Source organism: Variovorax sp. 3319 (assembly GCF_031456585.1).
Lineage (GTDB): Bacteria > Pseudomonadota > Gammaproteobacteria > Burkholderiales > Burkholderiaceae_C > Variovorax > Variovorax paradoxus_P.
Map to the genome: position 1 here is coordinate 1 of NZ_JAVDUZ010000026.1, position 10,034 is coordinate 10,034.

Here is a 10,034-nt window from a genome sequence, read left to right on the forward strand (position 1 = left end):
TCGTACATGTCCGGGGCGAGCTTCAGCAGCTCTTCCAGCGTGCGCACGCCGGCCATGCCGTTGCCGACCATCACGAGCTTGGGTTTATTCATGGGGTGGGGCCTTTCAAAATGCAATGCCGCGACGCAGCCAGGCGGGCTGCATCGACGGACGGGTTTGGGGGAGAGGCGCCCGCTGCGTGCGGGCTGGAGGTGCTGGCGCTCCATTGCGCCGGGCATTCGCAAGACCGCGAAAACCTCACCAAAGCGGTGCTTCGTTACACCGTGAGTTGTGGGTCATGCAAAGACCGTGCCTGCGCGCTGCAATCGCAGGCTGGCTGTGAAAGGCACGTTGTGCGGCGGCCGAAGAGGGCACCCGAAAGGAGCCCGCGCTCGCAACTGGTGCGGCGGAGCAGCGCCGCAGTGCTTCAGGCGTTGCCGTGCACCAGGCGCTCGAACACGTCGTCCGAGCCCATCTGGCCGCCCTTCAGCATGATCTCCATGCCGTCAAGCGCGGCATCGTCGCTGTGCACGCGGCACAGCGATGCACCGGCTCCCATGTCCGCCACATACGAAAGCCCCCATGCATCGAGCGCTTGCACGCCGTGGCTCGACGTGTCGCCGCCAGCAATGCCCACGCGCTGCAGCGGTGCCATCGCCAGCACCTTGGCCAGCAAGTCGCCGCCTGCGCGTGCGAGCGCCTGCGCATCCAGTTCGGTGGCGGGCCGCAACTGTTGTCCAGAGGGAGAGGGGCGGGTGCACGCGAGCACATTGCGTCCACCCGCGAGACCGTGCGCAATGTCTTGGGCGTGGCGTTCGAGCGTGGCCGCGTCCCGCTGGGCGAGCAGCGGTGCGTCGAGCCACACCGTGTCGAACGAGCGAGCCGCCGCCACTTGCCGTGCCGTCACGGGCGAAAGGCTTCCGGCAAGCACCAGCACCGGGCCTTGCGCAGGGGCCACGCCGGGCGAGCCTGCCTGCGCATCGGCATGGCGCGGTCCGAGTGCAGCGGCCAGTGCATCGACGACGCTGCTCGGCCCCACGGCGAGCAGCGTGGCACTGCGTGCCTGTGTCCACAACACCTGGCCGATGCTTGCCAACTGCCGTGCGTCGGCCACGTCGAACAGCACGGCGCCAATGTCGGTGTCGGAACGGGGGCCTTGCAATGCACGCTGCAGTGCATTGCCGAGCGCATCCGGGCCCTCCACGGCGGCGGTGAAGGGAATGGAGCGCACGTCGGCCAGGCCCTGCATGGCGAGATGAAGCCGCAAGTCCGCCTCGTGCATCGGCGTGACGGGGTGACGGCTCATCGTCGGATGCCTGTCGATGCGAAACACCTCGCCGCCCGCGCCCGCCGCGGCGAACAGGTTGCCAAAAAGGCAGTACCGCCCAAGGTTGGGCTGGCCGCCGATGATCGCGGTCCACGGTTGTTCCACGGCCGAGCGAAGCGCACGAACGGCTGCGCCGATGGAGCCGATATGCGGTGCGCTGTCGAACGTCGAGCAGGTCTTGTAGTGCAGCACGCGGGCGCCCAGCGAGCGGAACAGCTCCGCCACCGGGGCGAGTTCGGCCTGCATCGCTTCTGGCGCCATGGCCCGCGCTGCGCCGGCAATGCCCAGCACGTCGAGCGGCCCGGTGCCGGCGAGCCGTTCGGCGTCGGGCGTTTTCAGGAACAGCAGCGCACGCAGGCCCGCTCGCGCCGCGGTGCCCAGCGTGTCGGTTGCGCCGGTGAAGTCATCGCCGTAGTAGACGACGGCCGGCGCGGGCATCGCCGGCGTCACGGCTTGCCGAAGAAGGCGAGGGCATGTGCAAGTTCGGGCGCCTGCCTTGCCGCCTCTTGCAAGGAGGTGCCCGCGCGCACGGCCGACCATGCCTGCCGGATGCTGGCCACGCCTGCGGCCGCACCGGCCGGATGCGCAAGAATGCCGCCGCCGGCCATGAAGAGAAGGTCGTCGCTGCCGATGGCGGCCCAGGTGGCGGGTACGGTGCCGGCCCATTGGCCCGACGAAAAGGCCGGCATCACGCGGTCGTCCGCCGCATCGGTCAGCGGCGTGAAGCAGTCGCGTGCCGATTCGATCACTTCGCTGTCGGCCTGCGAAAACTTGCCCTGCAAGCCGTGCACGTGCATGTGGTCGACACCCGCGAGCCGCCAGAGCGTTTGATAGGCCTGGAACGAGATGCCGAGCAACGGATGCCGCGACAGTGCGCCGTACCCGTTGCGGTGGCCGTGCAGCGCCAGGCCGGTGTGGCGCCGCAAGGTCTGTATGCCCGAGTGCCCGCACCAGTTGAGGCTGGCCATCACGCAAGAGCCGCCTTCGCGCTCGACCAAGTCGGCGTGCCGCTTCATGGCATCGGTTTCGTCGGTGATGTTGAAGGCCACCATCACATGCTTGCCGGTGCGCTCCTGGTGTGCGCGCACCACGGCCATGACCGCAGGCACGCGCTCGGCGAGCGGCGCATGCGCGGGGTCGGCACACACCTCGTCGTCCTTGATGAAGTCGACGCCCGCGGCACAGAGCCGTGCAACAAGCTCGGCCGTCTCGGCCGCGCTAAGCCCCACGTTCGGCTTGATGATGGTGCCGACCAGCGCACCGCTGGCCACGCCCGTGGCGCGCCGCGTGCCCGCGATGCCGGCGCGCGGCATTTCGAACTGCGCGCGGTAGGCGGCCGGTACGCGAAGCGATTCGAGCCTGAGGCCCGTGACTTCGCCCAGGTCGTAGAGGTTGCCCGACACAGTGGCCGCGAGCGTCGGCAGGTTGGCGCCGATGTTCGCCACCGGAAACGAAATGTCGATGTGCGCGCGCCGCCACGGCCCACGCGTACCCTTGCGCTCGAGCAGCGCGTTGGGCAGGCTCGGCACCTCGGCCGGGGCAACTTCGGTAATTGCCTCTACGGTGGCGCGGGCCCGCTCGCGCAGCGCATCCGTCTCGCCCTCCACGCGCGTGAAGGTGCCGCACGATTGCTCGCCCGCCATCACCTCGGCCACCGCGGCCGGCTCAAGCGGCGTTTCGATGAGGTAGCGCGCGTGGATGCGTTCAGCAGGCGCCATCGCCGTGCTCACAGCTTGCTCAGATCTGGAAAGGGACGCACCGGTTCGCTGCCGTCCCAGCCTTCGGAGGCGCTTCGGATCAGGTCGAACATCTTGCCCTTGGGCCCCGCCACTTCGGACAGCTCGATCACCGTGCCCGGGTGGTATTCGGTGTCGAAGTAGATGAAGCGGCCGCGTTCGCCCACTTCGCCGCTCATTACCGGCTTGAAGCCCTGCGCGGTGAGGCGCGCCAGGTCGGCGTCGTAGTCGGCCGTCCAGTAGGCCACGTGCTGCAGCCCGGTGCGGCCGGCCTGCAGGAACTCGCGGTACATCGAAGGCACGTTGTTGCGCGTCTGGATGAGCTCTACCTGCACATAGCCCGAGTTGGCCAGCGCCACCGAGTTGTGCGGCTCATGCGCCTCGCCGTTGTAGCGGTAGTTCTTGATGGGCACCTTCGGGTTGTAGAACCAGGGGCCCACGCCGAGCTTGGTGCTCCAGTAGTCCATGGCGGCCTCGATGTCGTGCACGACATAGCCCAGCTGGCGAATCTCGCCGAGGAATCGACTCATTGCGGTTGGCTCCGTTGATGTGAGTGTGTTGTTGTGGTGGTGTCAGAACTTGAGGAAACCGGTCGAGAACCACGGGAATGCGGCCACGATCACCAGGCCCACGAGCATTGCCGCGATGTAGCCCCAGATGTGCCTGATGCCTTCGTCGGGGTTGACCTTGCTCACCGCGCATGCGCCGTAGTAGCCCACGCCGAAGGGCGGTGCGAAGAGGCCGATGCCCATCGCAAAAATGACAACCATGGCGTAGTGCACCTCGTGCACGCCCGCGGCCTTGGCAATGGGAAAGAGCAGCGGCCCGAACAGCACGATGGCCGGAATGCCCTCGAGCACGCTGCCCAGCACGATGAAGGCGACGATCGACACCGCCAGAAAGCCGTAGGCGCCGCCTGGCAGCGCGCCCATGATGCGAGCCAGGTCTTGCGAGAAGCCCGATTGCGTAAGGCCCCAGGCCATGGCCGTGGCGCAGCCGACAATGAAGATGATTGCACCCGAGAGCGATGCCGTGTCGATCAGCATCGGCTTGAGCCGCTTCCAGTCGAACTGCCGGTAAACAAAGAGCCCGACGAGCGCCGAGTAGACGATGCCGATGGTCGACACCTCGGTGGCCGTTGCCACGCCCTCGACCACTGCCGCGCGAATCACGAAGGGCAGCAGCACCGCGGGCAGGGCAACCAGCAGCAGCTTGCCGATTTCGCGCTTGCTGTGGCGCTGCACGCCGCTCAGGTCTTCGCGCCGGTAGCGCCACCACACCACCACGCACAGTGCGGCGCCCAGCACCACGGCCGGCAGCAGCCCGCCGGTGAACAGCGCCGCAATGGAAATGCCGGTGACCGAGCCGATGGTGATGAGCACGATGGAAGGCGGAATGGTCTCGGTCTGCGCGCCGGTGGCAGAGAGCAGCGCCACCAGGTCGCCAGGCTTGGCGCCGCGCTTCACCATCTCGGGAAAGAGCACGGGCGCAATGGCGGCCATGTCGGCAATCTTGGAGCCCGAGATGCCCGACACCAGGTACATCGCGCCGATCAGCACATACGAGAGGCCGCCGCGCACGTGCCCCAGCAGGCTCGCAAGAAACTGGATCATGGCGCGCGCCATGCCCGTCATTTCAATCAACGCACCCAGGAAGATGAAGAGCGGCACCGCAAGCAGGATGAGGTGCGACATGCCTTCGTCGAGCCGCCCCACCATTACCAGCAGCGGCGTGCGCGTGGTAAGCGCCAGGTAGCCGAAGGTGGCCAGCGCGAATGAAAAAGCAATGGGCACGCCCGAGAGCACCGTGGCCGCCACAACTACGACGAAGAAGATCACCAGGTTGAGCTTGCCCAGCGTTGCAAAGAGCGGCGCGGCCAGCCAGAAGGCGCCCACCAGCGCGGCCATGCCCAGCACCGCGACCGCGATCTGCCGGCCGGTGCACACGCGCAGCAGGCGCAACAGCGCCATGACCACCATGATCCCGATACCCGCCGGAATGGCCGCGGCGCGCCATGCGTTGCTGATTTCGAGCGCGGGCGTGACGATGAACGACTCTTCATGCGCGTAGTCGATCGACGGCCACACGATCAGCACCAGGAAGGCGACAGACGCCGCAATGGCAAAGGCGTCGAGCAGGGCGCGCGTCGATGGCTGCACCTTTTGCAGCAGCGCCGTCATGCGCATGTGCTCGCCGCGCCGCAGCGCCACGGCCGCGCCGAGCATCGAGAGCCACAGGAACAGAATGGATGCGAGCTCGTCCGACCACACCAGCGGTGCGTGGAACACATAGCGCGAGACCACGCCCGCAAAAAGCACGCATATTTCTGCCAGAACCAGCAGCGCGGCAACAGCCTCGACCGCACCGCCAAGCACGCGGTCGGCGCGCGCGGCCATGCCGCTCAGCGGGTTGGCCGATGGGCCGGCGCCCACGTCTGCGTGCAGGAGGGGCGCCGCCTCGAAAGTGGATTCATGCAGCATGGGCAATCAGGCCAGCTTGCCGACGGCGCCTTCGAGCAGGGCCCACGCCTCGGGACCGAAGCGGCCCTTCCATTCGCCGTAGAAGCCGGATTCACGCAGCTTGGCGCGAAAGCTGTCGGCGGTGGGGCGGTTGATGGTGAGGCCCTTGGCCTGCAGGTCGCCCACCACCGATTCATTGAGCTTGCGGATGTCTTCGCGCTGCTGCATGCCGGCGTCGTTGATGGCGCGCGCCACAATGGTCTTGAGGTCTTCGGGCAGGGCATCCCAGGCCCGGCCGTTGGCAACGAACCAGTAGCCGTCCCAGATGTGGTTGGTGAGCGAGCAGAACTTCTGCACCTCGAACAGCTTGGCCACCTGGATGATGGGCAGTGGGTTCTCTTGCGCGTCGACGATCTTGGTCTGAAGGGCGGAGTACACCTCGCTGAACTGCAGGCTGGCGGGCGCGGCGCCCAGGCCCTTGAACATCGAGATGGACAGCGGGCTTACCGGCACGCGAATCTTCAGGCCGTCCATATCCTTCGCGTTCGACACCGCGGCCTTGCTGCTCGTGGTCTGGCGAAAACCGTTGTCCCACATTTTCTCGAAGGCATAGAGGCGCGACTTTGCAATGGCGCCGCGCACGTGGGCGCCGAGCTTGCCGTCCATTGCGCCCCACACCTGGTTGTAGTCATTGAACGCAAAGCCCACTGCGTTGATGGCCGCCACCGGAACCAGCGTGGCAATGACGAGCGCCGACGGCGTGAAGAACTCGATGCCGCCCGAGCGCACCTGCGCCAGCATGTCGGTGTCGCCGCCGAGCTGGTTGTTGGGAAAGATCTTGATCTCGACCCGGCCGTTGGTTTCCTTCGCAATGCGGTCGGCCGCCTCTTGCGCGCGGATGTTCAGCGGATGCGTCAGCGGCAGGTTGTTGCCGTACTTGTACGAGAACTCGGCCGCGCGGGCAATGCGCGGCACGGCCGACACGATGCCGGCGGCGGGGAGGGCGGAAAGCGTGCGCAAGGCACTGCGGCGGGTCAGCGATGTCATGTTTTGTCTCCAGGATCTTCGGAATACGGTTGATGCAATCTGATGCACCATTGGATTCGAGCCACAGCGAAGATAAAAGCATGCATGATCCGGGTCAAACTTGATCCTGATGGTTTTTGATGTATGCGGGATAACCCTTCAACCGATGCCCGCCGTGCGCGCGTGGTCGACATTGCGCGCGCTGCAAAAGTGTCGACCGCCACCGTCGACCGGGTGCTCAACCGCAGGCCCGGCGTGCGGGACGCCACGGTGCAGCGCGTGCTCAAGGCCGCGGGCGAGCTCGACTACCTGCCCGGCCCCGAGCTCTATGCCGCGCTCACGCCGCCGCCGCTCAGGCTGGTGTTCTTGCTGCCGGCCGGCACCAACCGCTTCATTCGCATGCTGGGCGACATGGTGGGTTATTCGCAGGAGCACTGGGCGCCATTCAACGTGCAGTGCCGCACGGTGTTCATCGAGAGCTTCAATCCGCATGAGCTTGCCGATGCGCTGCGGCGCCACGGCCAGCGCTGCGACGGCATTGCGATGATGGCGCTGGAGCACCCCGCGGTGCGCGAGGCGGTGGCGGCGCTGGTCGCGCGCGGGCTGCCGGTGGTTACGCTCATTTCAGACCTGTCGAATTCCGAACGCGCGGCCTTCGTCGGTCTGGACAACCGCGCCGCCGGGCGCACGGCGGGCTATCTCATCGGGCGCTTCATCGGCTCGCGCGCCGCAAAGGTTGCGCTCATCGCAGGCAGCCTGAGCTACAAGGCCCACGAAGAGCGCGAAGCCGGCTTTCTTCACGTGATCGACGAGATGTTTCCGCGGCTCGAAGTGGTGGGCCTGCGCGAAGGGCAGGACGACGCCGGCAAAAATTATCGCCAGACCCGCGCATTGCTGGAGCAATACCCCGACATGGGCGGCATCTACAACATTGGCGGCGCATCCGACGGCGTGGCGCGTGCACTGAAGGAGGCCGGGCGCGAACAGAAGGTCGTCTTCATCGGGCACGGCCTCACGCCCGACACGCGCACGCTGCTGATCGACGGCAGCATGGACGCGGTGATTACCCAGAGCCCGCACACCACGCTCATGAACTGCGTGCGCATCTTTGCCAACCTGCGCGATGGGCGCGAAGCGCTCGGCGGCGTGGAAACCACCCGCAGCCAGGTGATTTTTCGCGAGAACCTGCCCTAGCTGCGGCTTTGCGGTGAGGTGGTCATCTGCTCACACAGTGCGGCCTGTTCGGCCACGCCAAGGGGGCCCTTCGGCAATCGCGAATAGCGCAAACGGGGCGCAGCCGGCATGCTCGACGCAACCAATGCCGAACTCCGGCCATTTCAATGACGCATTCATCGACGACATCAAAACCAGCCGACACCGGCGTGCTGGCGCGCCACCAGGCCGAACTCGACGCGGGCCGCTTTCTCATTCAGCGCTGCGGCGCCTGCCAGCGCGCGGTGTACTTTCCACGGGTGCTGTGCCCCCATTGCGGCGCCGAAGAGCCTGCGCTGGTGGCACCTGCCGGCACCGGCACCGTGTATGCGGTGACCACGGTGCGCCGCAAGCCCGAAGCAGGCGGCGACTACAACGTGAGCATCGTCGAGCTGGACGAAGGCGTGCGCCTGATGAGCCGCGTCGAAGGCATGCCGCCGGCCGACGTGCGCATTGGCCTGCGTGTGCGGGCGCGCGTGGTGGTGCCGACGGGTGGTAGCGGCATGGTTGTTTTCGATGCCGTCACGGGAGAGGCCGCATGACTACGCTGAAGCAACTGCGCGGCAGCGCTGCCATCGCCGGCGTTGCCACCTACGGCTGCGGCGAGTCGCCGGGCCACACCGACATGGAGTTGCTGGCCGAAGCTGCACGCCGCGCCGTCGTCGACGCCGGGCTGGCCATGAAGGACATCGACGGACTTTGCACCGCCAGCGCAAGCGCGACGATGTGGGCCATGCCGGTCGTCGAGTACCTGGGCCTTCGCCCGACCTACATCGACAGCACGATGCTCGGCGGCTCCAGCTTTATCGCGCACCTCTTGCCGGCCCTGCAGGCCCTGGCCAGCGGCCAATGCAACGCGGTGCTCGTCTGCTACGGAAGCGCGCAGCGCACGGCCACCTTCGGGCGCAGGGAAGTTGTTGCGAGCAGGCGCTACCTCGATCCGCAACCCTACGAAACGCCGTATGAACCGATGCAGCCGCTCTCGGCCTATGCACTGGCGGCGTCGCGCCACATGCATGAATTCGGCACCACGCGGCGCGACCTTGCAGAGGTGGCGGTGGCCGCGCGCGCCTGGGCGCGGCTGAACCCCGAGGCGTTCATGCGCGACCCGCTTTCGATAGACGATGTGCTCAATGCGCGCACGGTCTGCGACCCGCTGACAGTGCGCGACAGTTGCCTTGTGACCGATGGCGCGGGTGCCTTCGTGCTGGTGCGCGCCGACCGTGCGCGGGACTTGCCGCGCGAGCCGGTGCATGTGCTGGGCACCGGCACTGCGGTGTGGAACCGCCAGATATCGTCGATGCATGACCTGACGACGACGGCCGCGCGCGACAGCGGGCACGCCGCATTTGCCATGGCCGGCCTCGCGCCGCGCGACATCGACGTGGTGCAGCTTTATGACGCATTCACCATCAACGTGCTGCTTTTCCTTGAAGACCTGGGCTTTTGCGCCAAGGGTGAGGGCGGCGCCTTCGTGCGCGGCGGTGCCATTGCGCCCGGCGGCCGGTTGCCGGTCAACACCAACGGCGGCGGGTTGTCGTGCGTTCACCCGGGCATGTATGGAATCTTCGCGTTGATAGAGGCCGTGCGGCAGCTTCGCGGAGAAGGCGGCGAGCGGCAGGTGGCCGGTGCGCGCACTGCGCTGGCGCATGGCAATGGAGGCACGCTGTCGAGCCAGGCCACGGCGGTGCTTGGGCTGGCGCAAACGTTGTGATGAAGTACGTCAGCCGTATTCCGCAGCCAGTTCGGTGCGGCCCACCGGCGTAATTTCCCTTACCACCGCGCACTCGTAGTCTTCGAACGAGCTGCACAGATCGAGGGGCGGAGAAATCTCCGCCTCGACGCAGCCAATCGCTTTCAGAACAGCGATGGCCTGGATCGCGTCCCGGTCCCGGATATGCACCGGGAGGCTGGCGTGCTCGAGTTCGAGCAAGTACTCAATGGGTCTTGGTGTTGCTGGCACTGTCTGGAAATACTAGCCCAACAACTTCAGCTTGTGCTCAGGGTGTCACCCCAATAACGGTGCGGAACACGCTACAAGAGGTGTCGGAAAACTCGCACCACTTTCGACCTCAATGCGAGTGGCATGGGTGCATTGGTATTAGTTGGCAGATCGCCGTGCCCCTTGTGTGTGAGATATGTGGCGCTTCCAGCCTCAATCTGCGCGCCTTGCAATTCGTTGACATTCCCGACGGTATCTCGAACCCAGAATCCCGGCTCGCCGACGCGCTGTCGGCAAAGCAGCATGCCGCCCGCGCGCCGTGTGTTGCCGCTGTCACGGGAACGATCAGGGAA

At 66.5% G+C, this 10,034-nt stretch carries 9 protein-coding genes; 3 read left to right on the plus strand and 6 right to left on the minus strand.

Features of this window, described 5'->3' with window-relative positions; genetic code table 11:
* Positions 1–406: 406 nt before the first annotated feature.
* Genes J2X67_RS27520 through J2X67_RS27540 form a run of 5 tightly spaced genes read right to left on the minus strand, consistent with a single transcriptional unit; the run spans position 407 to position 6,548 of the window.
* Positions 407–1,744 (minus strand): four-carbon acid sugar kinase family protein, encoded by a 1,338-nt coding sequence (locus tag J2X67_RS27520; protein WP_309958175.1) that lies wholly within the window; start codon positions 1,742–1,744, stop codon positions 407–409.
* 8 nt (positions 1,745–1,752) lie between these two features.
* Entirely contained in the window at positions 1,753–3,024 is a 1,272-nt protein-coding gene (locus J2X67_RS27525; RefSeq protein WP_309958177.1) for a ribulose-bisphosphate carboxylase large subunit family protein, read from the minus strand.
* An 8-nt stretch (positions 3,025–3,032) separates the two neighbouring features.
* Positions 3,033–3,572, minus strand: a complete 540-nt coding sequence (locus J2X67_RS27530) for a VOC family protein (RefSeq protein ID WP_309958165.1) — start codon at positions 3,570–3,572, stop codon at positions 3,033–3,035.
* A 42-nt stretch (positions 3,573–3,614) separates the two neighbouring features.
* Positions 3,615–5,522: a TRAP transporter large permease subunit gene (locus J2X67_RS27535; RefSeq protein ID WP_309958167.1), complete on the minus strand. Its 1,908-nt coding sequence runs from the start codon at positions 5,520–5,522 to the stop codon at positions 3,615–3,617.
* Positions 5,523–5,528: 6 nt separating this feature from the next.
* Positions 5,529–6,548: a TRAP transporter substrate-binding protein gene (locus J2X67_RS27540; RefSeq protein ID WP_309958168.1), complete on the minus strand. Its 1,020-nt coding sequence runs from the start codon at positions 6,546–6,548 to the stop codon at positions 5,529–5,531.
* 123 nt (positions 6,549–6,671) lie between these two features.
* On the opposite strand from J2X67_RS27540, the gene J2X67_RS27545 reads away from it, so the two are divergent.
* From J2X67_RS27545 to J2X67_RS27555, 3 genes are all read left to right on the plus strand, one after another.
* The gene (locus J2X67_RS27545; RefSeq protein WP_309958170.1) at positions 6,672–7,721 is read left to right on the plus strand and encodes a LacI family DNA-binding transcriptional regulator; all 1,050 of its coding nucleotides are present in this window, start codon (positions 6,672–6,674) and stop codon (positions 7,719–7,721) included.
* Positions 7,722–7,867: 146 nt separating this feature from the next.
* Positions 7,868–8,281 carry an OB-fold domain-containing protein gene (locus J2X67_RS27550; RefSeq protein ID WP_309958171.1) on the plus strand — a complete coding sequence of 138 codons (414 nt, stop codon included), beginning with the start codon at positions 7,868–7,870 and terminating at the stop codon, positions 8,279–8,281.
* Positions 8,278–9,453, plus strand: a complete 1,176-nt coding sequence (locus tag J2X67_RS27555; RefSeq protein ID WP_309958173.1) for a thiolase — start codon at positions 8,278–8,280, stop codon at positions 9,451–9,453. Before J2X67_RS27550 ends, J2X67_RS27555 begins: the two co-directional genes overlap by 4 nt.
* A 9-nt stretch (positions 9,454–9,462) precedes the next feature.
* Here the strand turns inward: J2X67_RS27555 and J2X67_RS27560 are convergent, their stop codons facing one another.
* On the minus strand, positions 9,463–9,672 hold the full coding sequence (locus J2X67_RS27560) for a hypothetical protein (protein ID WP_258506329.1): 210 nt from the start codon (positions 9,670–9,672) through the stop codon (positions 9,463–9,465).
* Positions 9,673–10,034: the final 362 nt, after the last annotated feature.

What these genes read in the sequence shown, in the direction of transcription:
- J2X67_RS27520 (WP_309958175.1), bottom strand. Translation starts at nt 1,744, where the DNA reads ATGCCCGCGCCGGCCGTCGTCTACTACGGCGATGACTTCACCGGCGCA.
- J2X67_RS27525 (WP_309958177.1), bottom strand. Translation starts at nt 3,024, where the DNA reads ATGGCGCCTGCTGAACGCATCCACGCGCGCTACCTCATCGAAACGCCG.
- J2X67_RS27530 (WP_309958165.1), bottom strand. Translation starts at nt 3,572, where the DNA reads ATGAGTCGATTCCTCGGCGAGATTCGCCAGCTGGGCTATGTCGTGCAC.
- J2X67_RS27535 (WP_309958167.1), bottom strand. Translation starts at nt 5,522, where the DNA reads ATGCTGCATGAATCCACTTTCGAGGCGGCGCCCCTCCTGCACGCAGAC.
- J2X67_RS27540 (WP_309958168.1), bottom strand. Translation starts at nt 6,548, where the DNA reads ATGACATCGCTGACCCGCCGCAGTGCCTTGCGCACGCTTTCCGCCCTC.
- J2X67_RS27545 (WP_309958170.1), top strand. Translation starts at nt 6,672, where the DNA reads ATGCGGGATAACCCTTCAACCGATGCCCGCCGTGCGCGCGTGGTCGAC.
- J2X67_RS27550 (WP_309958171.1), top strand. Translation starts at nt 7,868, where the DNA reads ATGACGCATTCATCGACGACATCAAAACCAGCCGACACCGGCGTGCTG.
- J2X67_RS27555 (WP_309958173.1), top strand. Translation starts at nt 8,278, where the DNA reads ATGACTACGCTGAAGCAACTGCGCGGCAGCGCTGCCATCGCCGGCGTT.